Genomic DNA, 25625 nt, shown 5'->3' with positions numbered 1-25625 from the left:
ATGTCCATTAGCGACTACCACCTACTTTTTAGCATGAATTTTGTCCATTACACCATGATTTATTATAATAATGCGTAATAATAGTAATAAGTCTAATATCACTCATTGATACCTCCTCTTGCATAACCCATGACTTGATAACGATAAGGAAATAATAATGACAACTGACCACACAAACAGCTTATACCAAGACGAATTAGACAATACACAAGATACGTTCACTGATAAGACATCAAATAGAGTCAATGTTGGACATTTAGAGCTATTAGAAGAGCGTCCTGTCATCAATAAGGAACGCTTGGATGTAGGTAAAGTCACTGTCACCAAGCATGCCCGCACCAAGACCATTGAAGTGCCTATTGAGCTTATAGAAGAATACATTACCATTCGCACTGAGTATCATGATGCAGAGAGTCAAGAATTACTGTCAGGTAACTATGATGACAGAGATATATTGCGTCATGTTGAACCCTCACTAGATAGTAAAGCCGTTGTGACCGTCAATGGTAAACAAATAGAGGTTGGTAACGAGCCGATTGAGATCGTTTTATCACGCCAAGTAGCAACTATTACCAAAGATACCTACGCCATCCAAGAAATTGAAGTCAATAAGAGCACACATATCCATACCGATAGTATTCAAGTAGAGTTGAAACATGAAGAGCTCGATGTGACTGAAGAAGGGTTTTTGGCACATGAGGCCAATGCTACTCGACCAAAATAAACCCTTTGGCGTTGATAGCAAGGCATATAAATTACTGACATAAAAAAGCAACGCTAATCTCGCGTTGCTTTTTGATTATAACATTTACAGCAGTCAAACTTTTATACTTTATTACATTCAAACGTATTCACGGTTGACTCATCTTCTCCAGCCGTACGCATGACGCCAGTTTCCCGTGCTTCGTGGGCTACACGCCACTGAGTAAACCCTTGACCGCCATCTAACCCTGTGGCAACTTCGAACACTTCTGGATTACTGCCTTCATTGGTCTGATTCATTGTTACTGTTCCCATATCAGTGGCAACGACCACTTGATTGGCATCTTCTTTATAAGTGGCTTCGACTTTTAGTTCAGGTGAGCACAAATAGGATATTTGCGTCACACCGCTGTTTACTGACGCGACCGTATCGCCCTCGACTTCATTGAGTGTGGCATCTTCAGTATTAACGACAACATCGCTTGGCTCAGCGGGTTCCGCTGACATCGGCACTGACTCTTCAGCATTGATACTGTCTTCCATACTTGATTCTGGTTCTGATTGTTGCTGACAGGCGCTGATGGTTAAGGCGCCAGCGAGTAATCCTGTCAAGGCGACAGAGGTACGAAATTGTTTTAATAGCTCTAAACTCATGACTCTCTCCCAAATAGATATGCTAAACACTATAGCGTGTCCATAAATTCGCGCCTATGCCGAATTTGTAAATAATCAATACAAAGTGTTTGCTGGTTTTGATATGGCAATCCCTGATGATAGGTCATTGATTTAACCAACGTAAAAAACCCTCACCTAGGTTAAGTGAGGGCTTTTTTGACAGTTTTTTGATATATCACGATTAATGTTTTAGTACATATCGATTAATCTGTCCGTACTAATGATTAAATTTTACCATGACACTGTTTGTACTTGAGCCCTGAGCCACAAGGACAAGGGGCATTACGACTGATATTCATACCAGCATATGGATTTGGCTCATTGGCACCGCCTGTATTGCCTGCCGTAGCGGCACCGACAGCAGCCGCAGCTGCACCACTGCCATTACGGTTTTGCGGTTGCGGCTGAGCGGCTGGGCTTGCACTGCTATCTAAGTTATCCACGTCATCATGCTCAAACTGCATTTGCATATGAGCCGCATTCTCACGCTGCTGGGCTTCTAACGCTTCTAGCTCTTCTTTGGTTGGGATATGAACACGTGATAAATCTTGTACCGTTTCAGACTTAATCGCCCCAAGCATCATTTGGAACAACTCAAATGATTCACGCTTGTACTCTTGCTCAGGGTTTTTCTGTGCGTAACCGCGCAGGTGGATACCTTTACGCAGCTGATCCATCTGTGTCAGATGCTCTTTCCAGTGCTTGTCTAGGCTCTGTAACATAAAGTGACGCTCAAGCTGCGCGGCGTCCTGTTCACCCATTTGCTCACGGCGACTATGATAACGCTCTATGGCAGTTTGGATAATCTTGGCACGTAGGCCCTCTTCGTCCAGACGGCGATCTTCGTCTAGCCAATCATTGATCGGCATCGTTATTTTAAACTCATCCTCAAGCTCATCTTCTAGGCCATCGATATTCCACTGGTCATCGATAGAGCCAGGCGGGATGAACTGGTTGATCATGGCGTTGTAGACTTCATTGTGCATGGCTTCGATGGCTTCTAATAAGTCCATCTCAGCAAGCAAATCATCACGCTGACCATAAATCACTTTACGCTGCTCATTGGCAACATCATCGTATTTCAACAGGTTCTTACGAGCATCAAAATCGCGACTCTCAACTTTGCCTTGCGCGTTTTCGATCGATTTAGAGACCATTTTATGTTCGATGGCTTCATCTTCTTTGAGACCCATCGCACGCATCATATTGACGACACGATCGCCTGCGAAGATACGCATCAAATCATCTTCGAGCGACAAGAAAAAGCGTGACATACCAGGGTCACCCTGACGACCAGCACGGCCACGTAGCTGGTTATCGATACGGCGTGACTCATGACGCTCAGAGCCGATGATATGTAAACCACCCGCTGCTACGACTTGGTCATGTTTAACTTGCCATTGAGATTTTAGACGCTGCATCTCTTCTGGACTAACCGCATCGATATCTTCGATAAACGACTGCCAGTTACCACCAAGGATAATATCCGTACCACGGCCTGCCATGTTGGTGGCGATTGTGACTGACTTTGGGCTACCAGCCTGCGCGATAATCTCAGCTTCCCGCTCATGCTGCTTGGCATTTAGGACGTTATGCTTCACACCTTCTTGATCGAGCAGATAAGACAATTCTTCACTGGCTTCAATGGTCGCCGTACCGACCAGCACAGGTGCACCTTTGGCTTGAATCTCTTTAATTTCGCGAATGATGCCTTTGTATTTACCTAACTTGGTTAAGAAAATCTGATCATCCATATCGATACGAGCAATCGGCTCATGCGTTGGAATAACGATGACATCTAGATCGTAAGTAGATTTGAATTCTGCCGCTTCAGTATCAGCGGTACCCGTCATACCAGAGAGCTTGTCATAGAGACGGAAGTAGTTCTGGAAGGTCGTGGTGGCAAGCGTTTGGTTCTCTGCTTGGATCTCAACGTTTTCTTTCGCTTCTACTGCTTGATGCAAGCCTTCTGACCAGCGACGACCAGGCATGGTACGGCCTGTATTTTCATCAACGATGACCACTTCGCCTTCATCCACGATATAGTGAACGTTTTTGACAAACACATGATGCGCACGAATGGCCGCTTGAACGTGAGCCAAAAGTGGCAAACGACTTGGGCTATATAAGCTTTCGTTTTCACCCAGCTCGCCCACTTCGATTAAGAAGCGCTCGATTTTTTCATAGCCTTTTTCGCTGATCTCAATCTGGCGATTTTTTTCATCAATCCAGAAGTCTTCTTCTTCGTTATTCTTGTTTGCTTCTTCGTCTTTTGAGCGCTTAAGCCGTGGAATAATCGTATTAATCAACGCGTACATGCGTGATGAATCTTCAGCTTGACCCGAGATAATAAGCGGCGTACGAGCTTCATCAATCAAGATTGAGTCAATTTCATCGATAATACAAAAGTTTAGCGGGCGCTGTTTTTTCTCAGCAAGACTAAAGACCATGTTATCGCGCAGATAATCAAAACCGTATTCGTTATTGGTACCATAGGTAATGTCAGCTTGATAAGCTTCGATTTTTTCTTGTGGCGGCTGCTGTGAGTAAATCACACCAACAGTCATACCTAAAAACCCGAACAACGGACGGTTTAGCTCAGCATCACGCGCGGCCAAATAATCGTTGACCGTGACCAGATGAACCCCTTTACCGCTGATCGCATTTAGGTACATGGCCAAGGTTCCCATGAGGGTTTTACCTTCACCCGTTTTCATCTCAGCGATTTTGCCTTCGTGCAAGGTGATACCACCGATCAGCTGCACGTCATAGTGGCGCATACCATTGACACGCAATGAGGCTTCGCGGCAGACGGCAAACGCCTCTGGCAATAGCGCATCTAAGCTTTCGCCTTTTTGGTGGCGGGCTTTGAACTCTTCCGTTTTTTGTTGTAGTTGCTCATCAGACAGGGCTTGTATTTCAGCCTCTCGTGCGTTGATCTTGCTGACCACTTTACGCATGCGTTTTAATTCGCGGTCATTTTTGGTGCCAACTACACTGCCTATAATCTTTGATAACATAATTTTTTGACCTATGGAATATTCGATAATTAGTGCGCATTAGCCAAAGCTTAGCTCGTGGCCTTGTCATTATTCGACTAAGTACTACCTAATTTAGTATCGCCCAATTAAGTGTGCCGTCATTATATATGGTTATGACGCTGATGGATACAAGGGCAGCAAGTAGATATTTGCCACAGTAAAAACCTAGTAGGACGTGTTAAAATAGCGAATACCTTGTTAAATTTCTTAGCTTTTTCAGCGACTTTATTATTTTTCACATTTTGATTTTTATACGCTTGCTACTACTGCATCTTGGCTCAAAATTTGTCGTTAGGCCATTTATCTATAAGTAACTGGCTTATTAATAAAGCCAAAGCTATCTATCAAACTCATATATAAGAAAAATGACCCTTTAGCATCTCTATCACAAAATACTCATTACCACTCATTAAAGCACTATAAGAGACTCTGCATGACCGTAAAGCCATCTGGACAAAATCAGTCGTTAAATCCTAGCTCATCAGAAAAACCCTTATCAAAACAAGAGAACTCTGACTGCTTAAGCATCGGCGATACCGTCTATAACCTAGCAGACCATACGCCAATGATGGTGCAATATCTAACCATGAAAGCCAACTATCCACAAGCATTGCTCTTGTACCGGATGGGTGACTTCTATGAGTTGTTCTTTGACGATGCCAAGCGCGCCGCGCAAATATTAGATATCACATTGACACGCCGTGGTACGGATAAAGCAGGCAACACGATAGCGATGGCGGGTGTGCCGTTTCATGCCGCCGACAGCTACATGGCACGGCTCATCGCGACAGGTCAGACAGTGGTCGTCTGTGAGCAAGTGGACGACGCATCAACCGATGCAGCCAGCCCCTCATCCGCTCCATCGGCGATGGGCGATAAACAAAAAAAGAGTAGCAAGGCCACTGGTATCATGCGCCGTGAGGTAGTCAAAACGCTGACCGCAGGCACCATCACGGATGACGCGCTGATCGCGCCCAACCACACGCCGACCGTGGTGGCAATCGATATCGCCCAGCCGCGAGCAAACAGCAAGCAGCCACTACAGGCCGCCGTCAGTCAGCTCGACTTGGCCGCTGGCACCCTGACCACTCAGAGTCTGAGCGCCAATCATGATGACTACGATGACCTACAAACGCAGATGCTGACGGTGCTCGCCCGCTTCGCCCCTAGCGAATGTATCATCAGCGAAGCACTAAGCGACGCTACTGGCAGTGCTGATACCGACTGGCCGCTATGGCTGCGACAACACCTAGACTGCCCGATTATAGAAGTCGCTGCCAATGACTTTCACCGCGCCCATGCCGCAGACACCCTTTGTCAGCAGTTTGGAGTGCAGCGTCTCGATGGGCTTGGTATCCATGACGCGCCGCTTAGCCAGTCTAGCTGTGCCGCCTTGATTCACTATGCGCAGCAAACCCAGCAGCGTCATGTGCCGCAGGTCAATCAGCTTATCGTCGAGTTTAGCGATGATTACTTGATCATCGATGCCGGTAGCCAACAAAACCTTGAGCTGTTTGCTCCAGTCAGTAGCAGCGGTACATCGCTGGTCTCGGTCGTGGGTCACTGCCAAACGCCGATGGGACGTCGCCTGCTGGTGCAACAAATGAAACGCCCCTTGCGCCAGCATGCGCGTATCAATATGCGCCTAGACGCCATAGACAAACTTTTGCAAGCAGACAACCCAGCTGACAGCAGCAAGCACAGTAGTCCGCAGCTACAGCGTCCCTCATTGGTCAGCTATATACGCGACACGCTAAGCGCCATCGGTGATATCGAGCGCATCACCAGCCGCATCGGCCTGATGAGTGCCAAGCCGCGAGACTTGCGCAAACTGGTGGACGGTATCAACAGCAGCGCGCAGCTGAGCACCTTATTAGAGCAAGCAGGTATCCATCACGAGCAGGCAGGACTGCTAGCCATGCTCATGCAGCAACTGCCCGCCCAGCTACCTGCGGTACAATCCGTCGCCGAGCTGATCGAGCGTGCCATTATCCCAGAGCCGCCTGCTCATGTCCGCGATGGCGGTATGCTGGCAGCAGGCTATGACGCCGAGTTTGATCGTCTTACACATCTACATGACAATATCCAATTGACACTAGATGAGATGGTCGCGCGCGCCCGTCAGGACAACCAGCTACCCAGTCTAAAAGTCGGGTTTAATAAAGTCAGCGGTTTTTATTTTGAGCTGCCCAAAATGCAAGCCAAAAACGCACCCGCGCACTTTATCAGGCGGCAGACGCTCAAGAGTAGTGAGCGTTTTATCACCGATGAGCTAAAGGAAGTCGAGACCGAATACCTAAGCGCACAAAGCTTAGCACTGGCTCGAGAAAAACAGCTGTATCATGAGCTGTTGACGATACTCAGTAATCATTTGGCCGCATTGCAGCAGCTAAGCGCCGCCATCGCCCAAATAGATGTGCTCAGCAACTGGGCGCAGCTTGCGACCCTTTATAATTGGCAACGTCCAGTTATGACTAACGATTCAAACGATGGCAACTTGTTAAAAAACAGCAGCCAGACCCGTATCGACCAGAGCAGTATCGACATCCAGCAAGGCCGCCATGTGGTGGTCGAGGCGGCATTAACCACCGACAATACCAGCAGCCCAGCCGCGCAAGGCGCAACACAGACTTTTAGCCAAAACCTCAGCCAACACCCCAGCAAACCTGCGCGCGCTCATGCCTTTGTCGCCAACGACTGCGCGCTGGGCAGTGCCAATACTAAAGAAGGACATCCTGAACGCCTGCTGATGATCACAGGCCCCAATATGGGCGGCAAATCCACCTATATGCGCCAGACCGCTCTTATTGTCTTGCTCGCGCACTGTGGCAGCTTTGTACCAGCGGCCAGCGCGCGCATCGGTGATATCGACCGCATCTTTACCCGTATTGGCTCGGCCGATGATCTGGCAGGCGGCAAGTCGACCTTTATGGTCGAGATGATCGAGACGGCCAATATCTTAAACCAAGCGACCGATAAATCACTGGTGCTCATGGATGAAGTCGGCCGCGGTACCGCCACCACCGACGGGCTGGCCATCGCTCACGCTTGTGTCAATAGGCTGCTTGAGATCGGCTGCCTGACCCTGTTTGCCACCCACTACTTTGAGCTGACACAATTGGCTGCGCAAAATAAAGGTATTCGTAACGTCCATGTCGCCGCCAGTGAAATCGATGGGCAACTACTACTGCTGCACCAAATCCGTGACGGCGCGGCCAGCTCTAGCTTTGGCCTACATGTCGCCAAGATGGCCGGCATTCCGCCATCGGTGATTGGTGACGCCAAACGCTACTTGCGCGATCATCCAACGATGGCGGCAAATACTCAAAGCGTTGATGACGCTCAAGCCGTTGATGACAAAAGCGACTTAGCTAAGTCGCGAACGGATAATTGCCAGCTTGACGATCAAAGACCACTGACCACCATAGAGACCAGCCCTCTAAGCCATGAGCAAGCAGTAGCAGATATTCCACAGCAAAATCAGCTATTTAGCTTACAAGACGAGTTGGCAGCCATCAACCCTGACAACCTAACACCCAAACAAGCGCATGACCTGCTCTATCATCTTAAGGATATCATTAGTCACTAAAGGGAATTGTCAAATCAGCATAAAGGCGCTAAAATGTGGCTTGTTTTTAGTCAATCTAGTTTTTTAGTTACTCTAGCCCTTATGGTGCATCATTAAGCAGACTGCCGCGACGATTGAGTATCGCGATCGCCATCATACTCGCCGCGGTAGGCGCTGACGATACAGGCACCATATCAGCCAAATCAATAACAGGTAGACATCACTATGACCTTTGTCGTTACAGATAACTGCATTCTTTGCAAATACACCGACTGTGTGGAAGTCTGTCCTGTGGACTGCTTTTATGAAGGCCCAAACTTCCTCGCTATCGACCCTGATGAGTGCATCGACTGCGCGCTATGCGAGCCTGAATGCCCTGCCAATGCGATATTTTCGGAAGACGAAGTACCAAAAGGGCAAGAAGTCTTTATTCAGCTAAATGAAGAGCTGGCGCAAAAATGGCCAAACATCACTGAGATGAAAGGTCAATTGCCAGAAGCTGAAAAGTGGGATGGAGTGGAAGGTAAGATTCAGTATTTGGAGAAGTAGGCAGCAACTGATACTTTGGATACTATGTAGGCTGGGCTTTTGGCTCAGCCTTTTTATTTATAACCTAACTCCAATTCGTATCGCGTAGGCTGTGGCTTTAGCCTAGCATGGTAACTTTGCATGATTTGAGCTGGGCTAAAAAGCCCAGCCTACCTACGCCCATCACCTCGTCTATACACTGATTGCCTTATGAGAAACTACATTCGTGACAAAACCCAAGGCGGTTGTTATTTTTTGACCTTTAATCTACTGGATAGAAAGTCGTCACTCTTATTGACTCATATTGATAAGTTTCGTGATGCCTACGTTAAAACCATTCAACACCACCAATTCAAATTAGACGCTATGGTCGTCCTTCCTGACCACGTCCATATCATGATTACTTTGCCACCAAATTCTGATAATTACGCTGTCATAGTGGCGAGTATCAAAAGCCAATTCTCTAGGCAAATCACTAAAACCGAAGCCATTACTCCTTCACGACAAGCAAAAAGAGAGCGTGGTATTTGGCAACGACGATTTTGGGAACATCGTATCCGTGATGACGCTGACTATCGGCAACATATGGATTATATTCATCATAATCCTGTTAAGCATGGCTACGTCACCAATCCTCAAAATTGGCAGTACTCTACGTTGCATAAATTGATTAAAAAAGGCGTGTATCCCTCTGATTGGGGAACGGATGAAAATGATAAAAATATCAACATTCGATATGACGTGTAAGCTAATATCTTGGCTTAACTTTATAGGCTTTGGGAATCGTTTAATCTGTGTAGGCTGTGGCTTTAGCCCAGCATGGTAACTTTACAAATATTTGATGCAAAAAATTTTGAATAATTTTAAACACAAAAAAACCAAACGAGATGTTTGGTTTTTAGATATTAAACAAGACTCTTTGTAGGCTGGGCATTTTGCCCAGCATATTAACCTTGCGTGATTTGAGCTGGGCTAAAAGCCCAGCCTACGCTTGCTGCTGTGTCTTAGCGATATGTTGGTTATAACTGGGGATTGCCATCGCTGCCAAGATACCGATGATAGCGACGGCGATCATTAGCTCTATCAAGGTATAGCCAGATTGTGCGCTGCCTGATGGTGTCAGGTGACGATTTGCGGCAGTATTATGTTGATACTTCATAGCATTATTATCAATTAATGTGATAATTGCTATGGTGCAGAGAGTATGCCAGTTAGGCTTGGGGTGGTTACCCAGTTATTAAACATAAAAAAGCCAAACAGTGCGTTTGGCTTTTTTGGTTAAATCAGGCTTTGCATACACTGGACATTTCGTTCAGCATTTTACCTTGCATAATATGAGCTAAGTTAAGAGCCTAGCCTACGCTTACTTATTATATTGCTGTTATCGTAGTAGTGAAAGAACAACCTTTACCACTAAACTTTTCATCAACGTTAGTTACACATGACCATGTACCATTTTCATCACGTTTTAACTGTACAACTCTATCATTGATACCTGGGTTACCACTCGTAAACTTCAACTGAGCAGTACCTGCACCAGGTTTTGCTGTATCTTCTTTAAGTTTTATGGTGCCAAAAGTGGGGTTTACTATACCTAAATCAGCTGCAGTTTCTCCGCGTCTGTATTGTTCATAGTCGTCGTCGTCGGGATCTCCAGACTCAGCCTGTGCTGTGGTTGTTCCATCTGGAAACTCACCATATTCCATAACGTAATCCTCTAAACCAGTTTTATTGGCAGACAATGTCGATACTGCTGCCGCTACGTTTGAACGACCGACATAGTTCTGATACTGAGGAATAGCGATTGCAGCTAGGATACCGATGATAGCAACAACGATCATTAGTTCGATTAGGGTAAAACCTTTTTGAGCGTTCATAAGAACTCCTTTAGAGGGGATAAAGATAACGGATATTCGCTCGCTATCTTTTGTTATGTTAGGTATTGGATATAGTGTATTGATCTTTCGTGCCCTAGTAGATGCATATAGCGTGCCAATATCATTAGTCATAGTAGGTCTATATGCTAAGTACTCAATTCTTATCACTATTTATCGGTATTTTCGTGCAGATACTTACCATACTGTTATCTACTGATACTAATTGTTACGCTAAGCATACCTAAAAGTGTCAGTTTATGTCAATGGCAGCTACTCTGGCTCACGATAACTGACAATAATTGTCAGTTTCCAGACTATTTTTTAGTCATTCCACTCGCTGCCAGTGCCGCATTTTTTTTCAGTACCGATAGTACGGCATTTAATGTTTTGATAATTAAGGCTCAAGACGCCATCACTTGCCATTTGCGTACCAGACTTCGGCGTTGCCGTGATTACCCATTTATTGGTCAAGGTGTTGTCGGGAGGCGTCAGGGTAGTTGGCTCGATACTGACATCGTATAGCGCTGTCCCTTGCTGAGGATAGGCGGTCGCAAAGTCTGCTTTGATCTGCGCACTGATAGCACGGTAGCTACCCTGTGCCAGCTTGCGACTCTCAATCTCTGAGGCGATATTTTGCATCTCTGTCATCATATCGACCCGCTTGGTCTTGATGACATAGCGCTGATAGCTGGGATAAGCGATAGCCGCGAGCACACCGATGATGGCGACGACGATCATCAGCTCAACGAGGGTAAAGCCTTTATTACTGTCTAGACTCGGCATTACCAGTCCTCCGAATAAGTGCCACAATTAGCAGAAGCCACTGTAATACTGCTATCGTTATTCTTGGTCTTACACCGTAGACCAGAACTACTGAGCAGTATTTTATGGGCAGTGCTATAGTTACTACTAGGCTCAGCGAACATGCGCCACGAGCTACCCGCAGTAGAATATCCCGAGCTGGCAGGCGCTAATGTATTTCCTGTGGCAGCGTCCACTAAGGTAATTTTATAATGGTAATTGCTGCTATCGCTACCTTTTGGGACGTAGATGGTTTTATTATCAGCCTCATCGTATGCATAACTAATATCGCCATTACTGGCTACCTTTTTGGGTGTAAAGCCTTTGTAAGTTAACGCACTAGCACGCCAACGATTAAGCTCAATATCAAGTTCTTGCATCCTTGCTTGCGCTTGTGCTTCAGCGTTTCGGACTACATACTGACGATAAGAAGGAACCGCAATCGCTGCCAATACCGCCACGATCATGATAACTATCATTAGCTCAATCAGCGTAAAGCCTGAGTGTTGTTTTGAGGCTTTCATGCCCATGCGACCACCTTATCAGTCTACTTCATACCATACTTTTGGCTGCAGCGTATAACGCTCGTTAAATATCAACTCAGGCGCGGTGCCGTTGCCTATGATGCTATCATTCACGCTTAAGTTCCCTTGGTTTAACCCTTTGGGGTTTGTGAGCGCATTAAATAGACCTTTACCGTTATCAGAACCAAAATTGACTCGGTCATTGGCGCGTTCAGCCAATGTTCGCGTGCCGATCAGCAGTCGCTGATTTGAGAGGGTTGAGCTGCGTGGTCCAAGCGTAAGCTCTTGAATACCCTTACCTGCCTGTACATAACCTGCAGTCCCGTTCTTGGAGGCTTCATCGGTACAGATACCATAAGGTAAGCAGTAGAGCTGTCTCTCTGAGCCGCCTGTCACTTTGGCAGAACAAGAGTCCACGGCATTATAGCTCATATCTGGGTTGTAGACCGTTGTATACAAATAACTGTCTACCACTGCAGATTTGCCAACGCCTTTGGTATATCTGACATTGCCATAGCCGTCGAAACGGGTCAGCGGATAGTACCAGCCTTTTTTGGTGCCGTCTTTTAACGTATCAATAACATCATTTTTTTGCTTTAACGTATATCCTTGGTTTGTCAGTCTTCCAATAGAAGTAGGCAACGCTGCTAAACTGCTATCTGCTAAATCTTTAATGGTTTCACCGCCTGCCGCAGACGTAAAGTTACTGGCATAAAAAACGTTATCTGGCTTAGTAACGTCACTGTCTATGATGCCGTAGAGGCGATCGGCCTTATCATTGTCTCGTATTTTAGAGAGCGGTGAGCTGCGGTCCCCTGAGATGACATTTACGAGTGCAAATAGTGAGTTGGTTAAATCGTTACGATAAAAACTGACAACTGGCCGCTCATAAAAACGGTGATTGTATTTTTTGTTGCTGTCTGAATAGGCAGGTTTGAGTACGCGTGTGACTCTGGTGTTGCTAAAAGAAGTTTCTGGTGAAGCGGTGCCGGATGCCACTGGCTTCACAAAACCTGCATTGGTAAAGTCAGCACGGAACAGCTGACCACCCAGATCGGCAAAGTAGATATGATCCATAAAGCCGTCATTATCACGGTCTAAGGTAGTGACACCAGCGACAATACTATTGGTCATACTATCGACCGTCTTAGTCGGCGAGCCTTCAGCAGACGCCGACCATATCAAAGCGCCTGTTTTGGCATTGATAATATAGACCGCATTACCTTTAACCGATGATTTGTTTGAGCAAGCACCTAACTCTGTATCTGTGATACCAACCTGAAAGCCCTCATTTTCATAGCACATGTCATAACCACCACCAAACACTAAGACTTCGGTTCCTTCATCAGTCTTACTCGTTTTTATTTTGGCTTTAGTAGGTTTTGACCATATTTGCCCCATACGGCTAAAGCCCGAAGTTGCAGGCGTGATCGTAAACATCATGCTAGGAGCATTAGTATTGGTAAGGTTTACACCATAAAAGGCCTCCCCTCCCATACGCAGACCACCGTATGCAAATACACCTTTGCCGCTTCCTGTTTCGACATTTACTTGCCCGTTGCTCAGATCATACCTGTAGTCGGCCGTGACTAGCCACGGGGCATCTACACCAAAGTTGGGCGCACCTATTTCAGGTTTCGTTGCACCTTTGATCAGCGCGTCAGACTTGCTACTATCCATGAGCATCTTTTTTGGAATGATCACGAATTTTTCTGCACCGCCATCACCCACTCCATAATTATCGGCGTCCACTAAGTGCAAACCACCTTCGGATGAACCAAATAACACATAATCATCACGTGTACCAGTCACTCTACCTGTGGTGGTATCTAAGTTGGCCGAATACGAAACTGCGGCTGGCGTGGAGTGCACCGTTGCACCCAGCACCCTGATTGCTTCAGGCGCATTGGCACTACTAAGCGTCATGTCTTTTACCGCTGTGGCAGTGCTTGGAAGAGAGGTAAACCCTAAGAAATTCAATATCTTTCTTAATGTCACTTCGTTATAGGTAGCTGTATCTTTAAATGTATTGTTGGTCAGTACGGCACCATCTACCACGACTTTGCCCGAAGCATTTACGCCTACTTTTCTCAATACAGGTTTTTTGTTGGTAGCGTTATCCCAATCCTCTACATACAGTGTTCTAACAGAGGCAACCCCTGTCGCTGGTGTCTTTAATTGCGCAAAAAACCCACCACTTTCTACCTTATCGTTGGCACCAGCGTAGTTTTTATCAGACCACATATCTTGAGTGGTTGGCTCTAAATCACCAGCGATGCTCTTAAATAGCTTGGCGTTGTTTTTGCCATACAAAGTACCCTCATTGAGCAGATACTTTTTCATATTGCCTTCCCAAATGACTGAATTATCACCAACTTTGGGTTGTAATGTTGGATAGTAAGCAACCGCAAGCTGACTATCGGCACGATAAGGATCGTCGGGGACGACAATAGTCCCTGACGGTATCGAAGGTAAGGTATTGTCTAAATCCGTCACAAAAGAGACAATACTGTTGACGATATCATCTGTGGACTGCGCTGAATAAAACCCACCTTCACCGAACCCTCCCACTCCTGGTAAAGACGGATGAGATTTTTCGCCCCAATTACAGGCATTCCTTGCATCGATATCAAAGATATTTTCACAATTATAGAAATCTCGATTTTTAGTCACACCTGTTTTAGGGTTGGTATAAGGTAAGTTGACGATATTTGATTCATCTACATCAAACACCGAGCCGAAGCCAACGACAGCGGTATAAATCTCACGATCTGTACCTAGCGGATTGAGCGTCGGGTCACGTAAAGCTTTGGCAAACACACCTACTTGTGGCATGCTATTATTGCGCTCACTACCACTGGGAAGTGTCTTGGAGGGTATGTTAAATGAACTGGCACCTAGAGCCAATTGCATGATGTAGTTAGGGTTAGGAGAGCTGTTTGGGTTACCATCGGTTAAAAAGTAGATGCCACGCCCGTCACAAGATGAGGGTGATGACAAAGGACTGATATAACCACGACTGTTTTTAGATGACTTAACAGAATCATCATAACCGCTATACGAAGAACGTGAGGGGTTAGTACCTAGCATATAGGCACCTACTTCTGCGTAGGCATTGGCCGTTGGCGTACCGTTATAACCAATTAAGTCGGCAATCTCTGTCTTGATTAAGTAACGCTGCGTATCATCGACCAAAGCTGCTGGTACCAGTATCTTACCCGTTCTTCCATCAGCACCTTTATAGTCGTTGTCGTCATCACTTTGGGTAGAGTACTGCCCTATTCCTATAGAGACTCTTTTAGGATCTAACAGACTATTATCCAGTAACGTAAAAATAGCATCTTTTAGACGAGTTAATCGGTCATAGTATTTAGTAGAGGTATAAAAATATCTGTTGTTAGAACTAGAGGTTACATAGCTAAGACCACTAATATCTGGTGTGAAGTATATTCTATCGCCGCAATCTCTAAAGCCATAACTGTTAGAGCCAGACCCATTACTAGGCCCACAGCGATACCATCTATCCCAATAGTCTCTATCTTGGCGATAAAAGTACCGTTTACTACTATTTAGCTCACAGTATCTTTTAGTGTAACTGGGCGTGGTATTAGATTGTTGAGTATCGACACTAACTTGGTTGTAGTAAACGCCGCGAGGCAAGTCACAGGCTTCTTTCGTGACATTCGCAGCCATACTACCTGAAGTATCGAGCATCATGGTGATCGTGGTTTTACCTGCTTCAGCGGCTTTGTAGATTTCTAAGTCACCAATTTTTTTACCTGCAACATCTGCTTGTGCAGGAAGCGTCATCATCGATGCCATAGCAACAACTAAATACTTTAGGGGCACTGGAAATGCTTTTTTTCGGGCTGGGGCATTGCCGAGTCGGTTCATGACATCTATCCTTATATTATATCAGCACGATGAATGAGCAAGTTAAGGCGTCGCTGAAGACGAGAGTATACACTGCGGGTCTTGAGAGCCGCGGCCAAATGGATAACACTTCGTAGAGGAAGAAACATTTTCTACATCTGCTTGCTCATACAACATCTTGCTAGGGGTTGACGCCGCTAATAAGCATTCATTTAATGACTTTTCGCCAGTTGCTACATTAGCTTTGATACTGGTTTGCGCATAACAATTATTACCCCCTAGCTCCGGCTCACTATAAGCTGGAAGCGAAGCAGTTGGTCGAATATCGAACTTATATTTTTTGCTGGTTCGATCTTCACTTTCTTTACCCAAAACCACATGACCAAACCGCTCTGCGTTAGGCTCAGGTGGGGTGATGGTAATACTCATTTGAGTCATCACGGCCTGTCGGGCACTAGTATAATCTTCCGCTTTTTCATAATCACATATTCCATTATTTAATCCATCTACATATCCACCAGTAGACGCTCTAACGGTTGCACTATTTGTCAGGTAACTTTGCGTGCGAGGATTAAAACAATAAATAAACTCATTTGTCTTATTATTTTCAAATAGTAAAAAATGACCAAGGGCGCCTGTTGCACTGGTCACATCTTTATATCCTGTAGAGTCTGCACTACCATTTACCATCATTTCTAGCTTTTGATTAGCACTATCTGCCGACTGCAGTAAGACTGTATTAATTTGATCACTAGTTGCGATTTTAAGGTCTGTCGTACTTTGCCTAACGGCTATTGCACCAGCCAAAATAATAAGTACTAAGAATAGTAGTACCACTATCAGTGTTGCACCTTGCTCGGTACTCCGATAGGTCATATGAATATCTTTTTGTGTCGATCTTGACAGATCACGGTAACGTATCACCTCTAGTCTCCTTACCAATATGCTATAGGTCAGTACTTACATTGACGACACGAGCATTTCGCAACAATGTTGTAGCTTCATAGGTAGTGCGAACTTTTTTTGTACTACCAGTATCTGTTTTTAATTTATTTTCTGTTGGCGGCTGTCCCAACAAAGCAAATTGTGTTTGTTCTGCGCTACCGATAATAGGTGTACTACCATGTACGATTAGACCAATTTTCACTGCCGTGATAACAGGGTTACCAGATGTTATATTAAGATAGGCGTTACTTGGTAAATACACCATCTGTCCTGCATTAGCGCCAGTGGTATACTGTACTCCCAATAGCACCTTAAATTGATCGACATTAATAATAGACTCTTGCCCCGCTTGACCAAATTGACGTGAGTCAGTTGCTGGCATTGTATCGTCTATTCCACCAGCTGGATTAACCCGACCTGCATCACATGCCAACACTAAGTTTTTGATAGCTCCAGCGCTGTTATCGCCTACTGCTTGGCGTAAAAAATAACGTTCAATAACGATGTCATTGATAGCAGCAGTCGCACCTTCACAGTCTGACATTGGTGCACCCGTTATATTGGTATATTGAATTGTCAGCTGATCGCTACCAGTATTGGTATTAGATATTCCCGTCCATCCATTTGGACCAACAGCACTTTCCCCTGCTCGTCTGGTCAAATATCCTGTATTCGGATAAGGATTCGGTTCACTCGGATTTGGAACGACGATATTAGCACCTGTTAAGACAATACCGCCATTGGGTGTGGCTCCATCAATCCTAGTCGTTGAATTACCTAAGTTGGCTAAGCGAATACTTTTCTCCAGTTGCTGTAAGCCAAAAATACTTGCATCTTGCAGCTCACTACCGCTGGCTTGAATACTGCTGGTCTTTGCATTAATTAGATATACTTGAATAACAGCTGCTGACACAATTAAACCAAGTACCAATGAAATCATAAGCTCTATTAAAGTAAAGCCTGCCTGCTTCTCAGTACCATAGCTAACTTCATGATTGTATGACATCAGTACGCCTCCACGATAAAGCACTCTGCACCATTCTTATAACTACCATCAGCGTTTGCACAGGCGTTCGAGGCAGAGTCACTGAGTTCAACCGTCGTATCACCCCAGCTGGCTACAAAACACTGCAGCTCTTGATTACCTAATGTCCCAGGACAGCCATTTGGAACCATACCAATACTAATATCATTAGCACTAGCATATGATTTCATTAACAATCCATCACGAGTTGCTAGTTGATTAATAGTACAAATATCTGCTGCTGCAGGTACTGTATTGGTATTATTAACACAGCTGTTTTTGGTTATTGTTTTGCTATCAATACTTATTGAATCTGAAGATCCGTTTATTGCCGCCTTAAAAGCAGTGATACCAGTAGGATTGGCTCTTATCGTCTCAGCACCACCCCGAATGATAGTTAACGCTCGCGTACGCATGAGGCTTTCGTCTGTCGCTTTTATAGCTGACATCTGCATTGCACTAAAACCTAACACGGCGACAGCTAGTAATAGCAGTGCCACCATTACTTCTATTAGTCCTACGCCTGCCTGTGTGTCTACGGTCTTCATTAGCAGCTCCCAGCATTCGTCGTATTAATATTAGCAATGCTCGTAAGGCTTACTTGTTTAGGTGTTTCATTAGTAGAGCCACTATCACAGATGGTATATATTACTGTGGCATTATTAGCTATTTTCTTATTGGGTTGAAAAACTATACTGCTTACTGTAGATGGGGTAATCGTTTGGGTAACAGTACTTCTAGCGTTAAGATTATAGGTAGATATATCGTCACCACCAACTTGTAATTTGATCGTTTGAGGTGTGCTAGTACTCGTGTATACGACTGTTACATTCTGACGACGAAGTATACTCTCAACCTTCGCCTCTTTTAACGCATTAGCCAACGTATTCGCCGTTGCCTTTACGCGCTGATTAGCAAGCTGTGTGCTAATATTTGGTGCAGCGATACTGACAATAATAGCAAGCACAGCAATCGTCACCATCAGCTCAATTAGGGTAAAACCTGAGCTTCTCATTTGTATTGTAGGCGACAAGCTATTCTTAGAGACTCTCACATCACATTCCTATTTATAACGTCTACCGTCTGTCTCATAACGATCCATTTGCCAATAGTCAATCTAAAAGACCTCGTAACTCTTACCTGCTAAAACATTTAACTACCAACCAGTAGGGAAAGGTCACTTTCTTTTATTGTTTACTATAAGACATGCAATTTTTATTCCATAAAACCACATGCTAGCTATAGAAAAACACATTTTAAATCAGACACTTAAAAGTCAATTCTAGATTTCGATTAATATCAGCTAACAAATTTATATATATTGATTTAATAATATAGCGGTTAGGCAGCATCTTAGCAACATATTAGTCATTATAGAAGTGCCGTCAATACTTTATAAATGACTAACGATACTGACTCCCATGAGCGAGTGCATAGGCAGATAGGTGGTAGCGGTTGGTCGGCAATGAGGACGCAGAGGCGGTATTGGTAGCTGGCTTATACAAAGCGCGGCCCAGCGCTTGTAGGCTCGCGCCTGTGGTTGCGACATCATCGAACAGCAGTAAACGCTTTACTGGAGGTCTATCAGCTAACCTAAACGCGTTATCTAAGTTGCTTAGCCGCTCAGCACGTGTTAGGCCTTGCTGGCTGACGGTGTGATCGATACGCCGGACACCTTGCCATAGCGGTATCTGCCAATGCTTAGACAGCTGCGCGGCTAAGATACTGACCGGATCAAAGCCACGTTTTACCAGACGTTGAGGGGTGGTTGGCATAGCGACAATCACACTATTACTATGATGGCAACCATGTGGGCGTGGTAGCTGGCGTAACGCATGTAACAATAATGGCAATTTTGTCATATCTTCATGATGCTTGAATGCCTGAATCGCTTGACGGATTGGATATTCATAATAGGTAGATACTTGGATAGATAAGGACACACCAGCAGCAATGTCAACATCAAAAGGCTGTGGTAGCCATGCGATACTATTATGACAATGAGCACAGAGCAGACCGCGACTCAAGTGACGATGGATATACCGAGCAACCTTACCACGGTAAATATCGGTAAGCATTGAGTCAGCAATAAAAGGAGCGGCTGGGGATAGATGAGAAGACAGCAGCTGGGATGGTGCGGTGCTGCGATATACGCGGCATAGCTGGCAGCGTATATCTACATACTCTGCCAGCCACAGTCCAGTGGTATAAGGTGCTAAGCGGCGCATTGCTTGTACTCCTTAGCAGTCAAAGACCGTCGACCCCGATAAGGCCTTAAAACCCCTTCCAATCATTTAAGACGATACCAAAGCCGATGGAGGTGTTTTCGTGGTTATAGTCGATAATAGACTCGCCATAGCCTTGGAACAGCTGTACATAGCCATTGACGTTTTCGGTCAGTGGATAAATGTAGTCGATCTGCGCCGCGCCTTTGTTGGTGCTGGGGTTATAGCGCAACGTGCCGCTTAGGCTTTGCTGATCTGGCAGATCGTATAGAAACTTGATATCACCATAGCCCATGTAGTCTTCGATATCAGGGTTGTCTTCGCTGCTGCTGCTTTCGTTATTGACGCGCGCCCAGAGCCGCGGTACGACCGACAACTTACCCCACTCAGCCCCTGCCATCAGATACGCGCGGTTCCACGAACGCGATAACGGATCATCTTGGCCATTCGAGTGGTGAATGGCACCTGCACCTAACATACGTAGACGGCCGCCAAAGGGTAAATCAGCAGTCACAGGCTGGGTCAAAAATATCTCAGGCTGATAGTCGGTGGCGCGAAACGGCCGAGAGTTATCTTCGTTATATACCTGCCAGTGCGACTCTTGGGTATAGCCAAACCATAAATCAGCACTACTATCAAACAAGTCCTCTGCCACTTTGGTCTTTAACGACAGCTGAAACTTCAGCTCCGTCTCACGGACGTCATTAGAGGTGAATGTTTCACCGGGCTCATCTGGATTACTAGGAGTTGGGCTAAGATTAGGGTCAAAGGTATAAAACAGCGGCAGTACGTAGGTTGGACGATAAGGTCTGACGGTCCAAGTACCGCGCTCACTGTTTTTATCCAAATCATAAGATAGGCTCAGCGGGGTGTACTTTTCGATGTCTGTTTGCTTGACACCGACACTTTCGAGCACTTTGGCTTCTCGCTGGGTCAACCCCACTGTATCTAGACTCTGCGTCTCAGGCGAGGACGCCGCTTGTTGGGGCAGCTCGGCAGCCACTGCACTGCTGCTATCGGTTGTGATGGTAGAGCTTTCTTCTACAAATACCACTTGCGGGTTGCCTGACAGTGTGCTTTGAAAGGTTTTGGCTAAGTCCACAGGCTGTTTGGTGGTGGTATAGCTCGGCGTTTTGCCTTGCTCTGCCACTTTATCAAAACAAGCCAAACGCGCGGTCGCCAGCTGTACCTCGGTACATTCAGCAAACAGTTTTGCTTGTTTGGCGATAAACTCTTTACTGACCACTTTACGGTTTTGCTTACCTGCCTCTGCGCTCGCTGGTTGCTCAGTATCGGCCTCGCTGTGCGGCACCTCATAATCCTCATACTCAAACGCCGCGTCTGGAACTGGCAGCTCCCGATAGGTTTGCTCGTCCATCGCAGCGTGAGCTTGTAAGGCCGTCAAGCTCAAAGCCGCCGCGATTGCAACACATAGATGGCGATGGCTACTTTGACGACAGTTGGGTGATAAGCCATCAGATGGCTGGCTTGTGGCACAGGCTTGCGGTAATTGACGTTGAGTAATGATATGGGCAAACATAGGTGTCCTTTATCTGACCAATAATAAGGTCAGTAGAGTATTTTAGATAATGAATATACCATTAGCATCAGCGCTAATATAAAAACCATTCATTAATGGACATCGAGGGCTGTGCTGACAATTCGCCTAGCCCCTTCAGTATTGTTGCTTTATTGTAATGAAAATATAGACACTATACTAGCGTTATTGCTAGATTAAATATACTCAAACACATAAAAAACCTATAAAAACAGTATCTTAAAGCAGTATAACTCATATAATTTAGTGGCACTAAAAAGCCAGCGTACCATTATTGGCGTACGCTGGCTTTTTTTTCATTATTAAGCCTTAGCAAAAGTCTTACTCAGGTTATTAAGTACGGGTTGTGAGCCATCAGTTATTTAGCGTCGTTAAGGTTTGTTCGAACTCCACGCGACCGATTTCGCCCACTTGCTGATTAACCAATTGACCACCTTGATAATAAAGTAATGCTGGCGGGCCAAACAGCTTGTAGCGTGACAAAACGGCTTTGGAGTCGTCAGTGGTCTCGGTAATATCAAGCCTTACTAACTGCCAATCTTGCATTTGTGCAGGGCGATTATGGAATAAATTTTTATCCATAATACGGCACTCAACGCACCAGTCTGCTGTTAAATCGACAATCACTTTAGAGTTGTCAGCGACAATGGCGTCTAGCTCTGCCAATGTAGTAATGGTCTGATCTGTCGCCATATTATCGTTACCCAATGGCTGACCAGCCGTGGATGGTACCATCATCGGCGCGGCACTTAACGAGGCTAATGGATGCAGGCTATCATCATTCCCTAATGCCGCACCCACTATCAAACAAGCCGCCCAAATACCAGCGATCAGGCTCAATGCCTGAGTCAGCATACGTCTTTTGCCAATCCAGCTCCATGCCCATGTCGCTACCACCATAAACCATAACGCCCATACCATCAGCATCGCTGGCGATATAAACACACGCTCAATCAATAAAAGTGCTACGGCAAATAAAAGCAGGGCAAAACCTTGTTTGACCCAGTTCATCCACTCCCCTGCCTTTGGCATAATCTTGCCTTGAGTAGCACCGATCAAAATAAGCGGTGCTGATAGGCCAAAGCCCAGCATAAATAAGGCGGCGAAACCCAAGAGCGGACTACCAATGGTAGAGACTGCCAGTAGCGCACCGAATAATGGCGCAGAGACGCAAGGAGATACGACTAATGCAGATAAAAATCCAGCAATCAAACTACCACCTGTACTACCAAGCTTACTGTCACCTGCTTGGCTAAGACCCTGCATTTTTCTACTTAGCGCTTGTGGTAGACGCACCGTAAAAGCATCTAACATATATAGCGCTAACAAGACGAAAACAATCGCAAAGCTAATCAAAATAATAGGGTTTTGTAACCAACCAATGATACCCAGTGACTCACCAAAAACGGCAATAATCGCTCCCAAAATACCATAGGCAGTTGCCACCCCTATCGCGTAACTGGTGGTTAAAATGACGCCGCGTTTGACCGTTGGGTTTTGCTCGCGGGCGACAATATTGGCAACGATGGGTAGCATCGGTAGGACACACGGCGTCAAGGCCAAACCCAGACCTGCTAAAAACAGTAAGACCAATGCGAGCCAAGGATGAGACGCCAAACCAAAGGGATCACCATCGATAAGGTTGTTAGAATTTACATTCTCGCTATTGGTCGCGTCATTTGATACGTTAGCATTTGCTCCAGAAATCGTGGTCGTTGCAGTGCTACCATCTAAAGAGTCGTACTCCAAAGTACTATCATCAATTAGATCATAATCAATAACCTCATCATCCGTTAACGCCTGTTCGGATGCCACCTCTGCATCATTATTATCAGCCGCTACAGATGTCATTTCGCTATTTGTGGTGGCAGCACGAGTATCCGTTGCGGCGTCATCAAGAGAGGCATCTAACGCTGCCGCATCAGTCTCACGTGCCCCTATCTGTATAGAGGCAGGCGCGATATTGACAGTGGTTTTGATTTTTTCAGGCGGATAGCACAATCCCGCTTTGGCACAGCCTTGCCAGCCAATGACAATCGCTGCATCATCGATGCTTTTGCCGTTGTTACTGGTTAATGTGGTTATCGCGACCATATTGGCTTGATCGAACACTTGCACTTTACCAAATGTTGGATCATCAATCGCGTATGGCGTTTGACTAAAAGTAAAAGGCGCCGCTGTCACGCCATCAGGCAGCGTCAGTTTGATCTGATTTTTATAAACATAATGCTCAGGCGTGATATCAAAATTGACAGATAGGCGCGTACCTGATGCGGTAGCGGCGCTACTACTACTGACTTGAAACGCTTGCTCCACTGGCAAAAACTTCGATTGCGCATCGTTTTGACTGTCACCAAACAAATCACCCAACCCTGCCGCTTGCGCCGCAGTTGACATCGCCAACAACCCACTAAATAGCACACTACTGGCAATAGTAAAGGCTAAAATAGCAGACTGGTTTGGGCGATTACTCGCACTCAGTGATGCGGATGGTTGTGATGTCTTTATGGGCATGAATAGCTACCTATGGTTACCAATATTTGAATCAAGCTTCTCAATATTTATCGGCGTGTCGCCGCAATATCTACCTTTGTTTTAATTTTCTCAGGTGGGTAGCACAGTCCCGCCTTGGCGCACCCTTGCCAGCCAATGATAATCGGCGCATTTTTCGCCCCTTTACCGCTACTGGTCGTCAGCATCGTCGTAGCAACGACACGGCTTTGTGTAAATACTGGTACCTGACCAAAGGTCGGATCATTGATTGACACTGGTGCCTGATTGAATGTAAACGACGACGCTTTCACCCCCTTTGGGAAACTGAGCGCAAGCTTATTTTTATAAATATAATGTTCAGGCGTGATATCAAAAGTGAGAGATAAACGCGTGCCCTTAGATGTGGCTTTGGTGCTGCTAGTCACTTGGAAAGCTTCATCTACTGGTAAAAATTTTGATTGGGATGCGCTACTACTATTAAATAAGTCGTTCAAGCCTGCCGCCTGTGCGCTGACTGATGTCATGAATAAAGCTGTCATCAATGAGGTGGTTGCAACAGTAAGCGCAAGCGCGTAGAACTTAGCCGTACGTTTACTAATAGCGTCTGATTGTAGTGTTAGTATTTTTATTGACATAAGTTATTACCTTTGACGTTAGCTTCCAGTGACTGGCAGTACGAATATACACCTGCTGATAAAACTATTAACCCTCAATACAAGGTTCATATCAGATGGTATTTATTTACGTATCGATAAAAAATATCAACCAATAAAGCGTTATTGGTTGATATACAGAGGTCATTAATTGCGTGGTAACAAGTATGTTTGACAGTATTTTGGTGGCGTAGGCTTGCCAGATACCGACAATGCTAAATTTTATAGCTGAGCATATAAATCTGCATCTTGTCCCTCGCCGCCTTGCTGTCCATCTGCACCTAAAGAAAACAAGTCATAAGGTCGCCCTTCACTACCTGGCGACACATATTGCAATTCATTCTCCCAACCATCAGTAGGATATCCACCTTTAATATAGCCGCCTTCAGGATAGTTTTTGGCGTCACTTGGCGGTGTGGTCAGTGCTTCTAGTCCTTGTGCTGTCGTTGGATAACGCGAGTTATCGACCTTGTACATATCTAAAGCATTCGAGACCGTTGCCAGCGCCGTCTCCGTGGTTTTGACGCGGGCTTTGTCACTTTGTCCCACCACTTTTGGAACGACCAAGCCAGCCAAAATCGCCAATATCACGATAACCACCATAATCTCAATCAAGGTAAATCCTGATTGGGCGTGCTTTGTTACCGAGTTACAGTATGTGGTTGAAGAAAGGTTTTTGTGGTCACTTTTAGCACTGGCACTTTTTGGGCTAATATTTACTTCAAGGTTATCAGTCATAGTCATCGCTTTGGTCATCACGGTTGTGTAAATAGTAAAAGTAACGTTCTAGCAGCATTCATAAGTTTTGAAGCTTATCGCTGAAATACTAAAGCATTATCACTATAAACCATGATTTTATTTTTATCCAGCGCTGCGCTCAGATTGTCATCGCAGTCAGTTGACCGTTATTATTGAGTGCTATAGTTGTGACATCGACTCATCTACACTATAGCATGGTCGCTTAGTTTGCCATAGCAAAAACGGCAGTTCAGTCAACAATATACAACAGTAAGCAAATTTTAAGAAAGCTAACGTAGGGTTTAGCAAGATAGGGGATTAAGAGAAGATAAAAATGCAGATAGCTGATAGTTTTAGAAGAACATATCGGCTGTTTGTCAGCTAGTCAGTTAACTATTGA

The 25625-nt window shown here is 45.3% G+C and carries 19 protein-coding genes and 1 pseudogene; 4 read left to right on the top strand and 16 right to left on the bottom strand.

What is annotated here, in order from left to right; genetic code table 11:
- Nucleotides 1–157: 157 nt before the first annotated feature.
- Complete coding sequence (locus L0G63_RS05525) at nucleotides 158–724, top strand: YsnF/AvaK domain-containing protein (protein WP_301449741.1); 567 nt, start codon at nucleotides 158–160, stop codon at nucleotides 722–724.
- Between the two features lie 101 nt (nucleotides 725–825).
- On the opposite strand, the gene L0G63_RS05520 is transcribed toward L0G63_RS05525, so the two are convergent.
- Together L0G63_RS05520 and secA are read right to left on the bottom strand one after the other, a co-directional pair.
- Nucleotides 826–1356, bottom strand: coding sequence for a hypothetical protein (locus L0G63_RS05520; protein ID WP_301449740.1), 531 nt, complete (start codon nucleotides 1354–1356; stop codon nucleotides 826–828).
- Between the two features lie 245 nt (nucleotides 1357–1601).
- Nucleotides 1602–4397, bottom strand: coding sequence for a preprotein translocase subunit SecA (secA, locus tag L0G63_RS05515; protein ID WP_301449739.1), 2796 nt, complete (start codon nucleotides 4395–4397; stop codon nucleotides 1602–1604).
- Between the two features lie 454 nt (nucleotides 4398–4851).
- Here secA and mutS point away from each other — a divergent pair, with 454 nt between their 5' ends.
- The 3 genes from mutS to L0G63_RS05500 all read left to right on the top strand — a co-directional run bounded on the left by mutS (nucleotide 4852) and on the right by L0G63_RS05500 (nucleotide 9261).
- Nucleotides 4852–8007, top strand: coding sequence for a DNA mismatch repair protein MutS (mutS, locus tag L0G63_RS05510; protein WP_301449738.1), 3156 nt, complete (start codon nucleotides 4852–4854; stop codon nucleotides 8005–8007).
- 204 nt (nucleotides 8008–8211) lie between these two features.
- A complete protein-coding gene (fdxA, locus tag L0G63_RS05505; protein WP_045452504.1) occupies nucleotides 8212–8535 on the top strand; it encodes a ferredoxin FdxA in 324 nt (107 codons plus the stop codon).
- A gap of 189 nt (nucleotides 8536–8724) precedes the next feature.
- Complete coding sequence (locus tag L0G63_RS05500; RefSeq protein ID WP_301449737.1) at nucleotides 8725–9261, top strand: transposase; 537 nt, start codon at nucleotides 8725–8727, stop codon at nucleotides 9259–9261.
- A gap of 250 nt (nucleotides 9262–9511) precedes the next feature.
- On the opposite strand, the pseudogene L0G63_RS05495 reads toward L0G63_RS05500, so the two are convergent.
- The 14 genes and pseudogenes from L0G63_RS05495 to gspG form a co-directional block, all read right to left on the bottom strand.
- Nucleotides 9512–9673, bottom strand: a pseudogene (locus L0G63_RS05495) (prepilin-type N-terminal cleavage/methylation domain-containing protein); the annotation flags it as partial.
- Nucleotides 9674–9884: 211 nt separating this feature from the next.
- A complete protein-coding gene (locus L0G63_RS05490; RefSeq protein ID WP_301449736.1) occupies nucleotides 9885–10391 on the bottom strand; it encodes a pilin in 507 nt (168 codons plus the stop codon).
- A 321-nt stretch (nucleotides 10392–10712) separates the two neighbouring features.
- Nucleotides 10713–11174, bottom strand: coding sequence for a type IV pilin protein (locus tag L0G63_RS05485; protein ID WP_301449735.1), 462 nt, complete (start codon nucleotides 11172–11174; stop codon nucleotides 10713–10715).
- Nucleotides 11174–11716 (bottom strand): type IV pilin protein, encoded by a 543-nt coding sequence (locus L0G63_RS05480; protein WP_301449734.1) that lies wholly within the window; start codon nucleotides 11714–11716, stop codon nucleotides 11174–11176. Before L0G63_RS05480 ends, L0G63_RS05485 begins: the two co-directional genes overlap by 1 nt.
- Before the next feature lie 18 nt (nucleotides 11717–11734).
- Nucleotides 11735–15610 (bottom strand): pilus assembly protein PilY, encoded by a 3876-nt coding sequence (locus tag L0G63_RS05475; RefSeq protein WP_301449733.1) that lies wholly within the window; start codon nucleotides 15608–15610, stop codon nucleotides 11735–11737.
- Nucleotides 15611–15652: 42 nt separating this feature from the next.
- Nucleotides 15653–16513 carry a PilX N-terminal domain-containing pilus assembly protein gene (locus L0G63_RS05470; protein ID WP_301449732.1) on the bottom strand — a complete coding sequence of 287 codons (861 nt, stop codon included), beginning with the start codon at nucleotides 16511–16513 and terminating at the stop codon, nucleotides 15653–15655.
- Between the two features lie 22 nt (nucleotides 16514–16535).
- Nucleotides 16536–17540, bottom strand: coding sequence for a prepilin-type N-terminal cleavage/methylation domain-containing protein (locus L0G63_RS05465; RefSeq protein ID WP_301449731.1), 1005 nt, complete (start codon nucleotides 17538–17540; stop codon nucleotides 16536–16538).
- Entirely contained in the window at nucleotides 17540–18106 is a 567-nt protein-coding gene (gene pilV, locus L0G63_RS05460) for a type IV pilus modification protein PilV (protein WP_301449730.1), read from the bottom strand. Before pilV ends, L0G63_RS05465 begins: the two co-directional genes overlap by 1 nt.
- A complete protein-coding gene (locus L0G63_RS05455) occupies nucleotides 18106–18612 on the bottom strand; it encodes a GspH/FimT family pseudopilin (protein ID WP_301449729.1) in 507 nt (168 codons plus the stop codon). Before L0G63_RS05455 ends, pilV begins: the two co-directional genes overlap by 1 nt.
- Before the next feature lie 349 nt (nucleotides 18613–18961).
- On the bottom strand, nucleotides 18962–19786 hold the full coding sequence (locus L0G63_RS05450; RefSeq protein WP_301449728.1) for a ComF family protein: 825 nt from the start codon (nucleotides 19784–19786) through the stop codon (nucleotides 18962–18964).
- Between the two features lie 46 nt (nucleotides 19787–19832).
- Entirely contained in the window at nucleotides 19833–21323 is a 1491-nt protein-coding gene (locus L0G63_RS05445) for a phospholipase A (protein ID WP_301449727.1), read from the bottom strand.
- 372 nt (nucleotides 21324–21695) lie between these two features.
- Complete coding sequence (gene dsbD / locus L0G63_RS05440) at nucleotides 21696–23855, bottom strand: protein-disulfide reductase DsbD (protein ID WP_301449726.1); 2160 nt, start codon at nucleotides 23853–23855, stop codon at nucleotides 21696–21698.
- 47 nt (nucleotides 23856–23902) lie between these two features.
- Nucleotides 23903–24469: a protein-disulfide reductase DsbD N-terminal domain-containing protein gene (locus tag L0G63_RS05435; protein ID WP_301449725.1), complete on the bottom strand. Its 567-nt coding sequence runs from the start codon at nucleotides 24467–24469 to the stop codon at nucleotides 23903–23905.
- Nucleotides 24470–24709: 240 nt separating this feature from the next.
- Entirely contained in the window at nucleotides 24710–25225 is a 516-nt protein-coding gene (gene gspG, locus L0G63_RS05430) for a type II secretion system major pseudopilin GspG (protein ID WP_301449724.1), read from the bottom strand.
- Nucleotides 25226–25625: the final 400 nt, after the last annotated feature.

Source organism: Psychrobacter sp. (assembly GCF_030454045.1).
Lineage (GTDB): Bacteria > Pseudomonadota > Gammaproteobacteria > Pseudomonadales > Moraxellaceae > Psychrobacter.
The sequence above is the reverse complement of the archived record's forward strand: the minus strand, read 5'-3'. Positions and strand labels throughout refer to the sequence as shown.

Coding starts and splice junctions, on each gene's coding strand:
- L0G63_RS05525 (WP_301449741.1), top strand. CDS start 158: ATGACAACTGACCACACAAACAGCTTATACCAAGACGAATTAGACAAT.
- L0G63_RS05520 (WP_301449740.1), bottom strand. CDS start 1,356: ATGAGTTTAGAGCTATTAAAACAATTTCGTACCTCTGTCGCCTTGACA.
- secA (WP_301449739.1), bottom strand. CDS start 4,397: ATGTTATCAAAGATTATAGGCAGTGTAGTTGGCACCAAAAATGACCGC.
- mutS (WP_301449738.1), top strand. CDS start 4,852: ATGACCGTAAAGCCATCTGGACAAAATCAGTCGTTAAATCCTAGCTCA.
- fdxA (WP_045452504.1), top strand. CDS start 8,212: ATGACCTTTGTCGTTACAGATAACTGCATTCTTTGCAAATACACCGAC.
- L0G63_RS05500 (WP_301449737.1), top strand. CDS start 8,725: ATGAGAAACTACATTCGTGACAAAACCCAAGGCGGTTGTTATTTTTTG.
- L0G63_RS05490 (WP_301449736.1), bottom strand. CDS start 10,391: ATGAACGCTCAAAAAGGTTTTACCCTAATCGAACTAATGATCGTTGTT.
- L0G63_RS05485 (WP_301449735.1), bottom strand. CDS start 11,174: ATGCCGAGTCTAGACAGTAATAAAGGCTTTACCCTCGTTGAGCTGATG.
- L0G63_RS05480 (WP_301449734.1), bottom strand. CDS start 11,716: ATGAAAGCCTCAAAACAACACTCAGGCTTTACGCTGATTGAGCTAATG.
- L0G63_RS05475 (WP_301449733.1), bottom strand. CDS start 15,610: ATGAACCGACTCGGCAATGCCCCAGCCCGAAAAAAAGCATTTCCAGTG.
- L0G63_RS05465 (WP_301449731.1), bottom strand. CDS start 17,540: ATGTCATACAATCATGAAGTTAGCTATGGTACTGAGAAGCAGGCAGGC.
- pilV (WP_301449730.1), bottom strand. CDS start 18,106: ATGAAGACCGTAGACACACAGGCAGGCGTAGGACTAATAGAAGTAATG.
- L0G63_RS05450 (WP_301449728.1), bottom strand. CDS start 19,786: ATGCGCCGCTTAGCACCTTATACCACTGGACTGTGGCTGGCAGAGTAT.
- L0G63_RS05445 (WP_301449727.1), bottom strand. CDS start 21,323: ATGTTTGCCCATATCATTACTCAACGTCAATTACCGCAAGCCTGTGCC.
- dsbD (WP_301449726.1), bottom strand. CDS start 23,855: ATGCCCATAAAGACATCACAACCATCCGCATCACTGAGTGCGAGTAAT.
- L0G63_RS05435 (WP_301449725.1), bottom strand. CDS start 24,469: ATGTCAATAAAAATACTAACACTACAATCAGACGCTATTAGTAAACGT.
- gspG (WP_301449724.1), bottom strand. CDS start 25,225: ATGACTGATAACCTTGAAGTAAATATTAGCCCAAAAAGTGCCAGTGCT.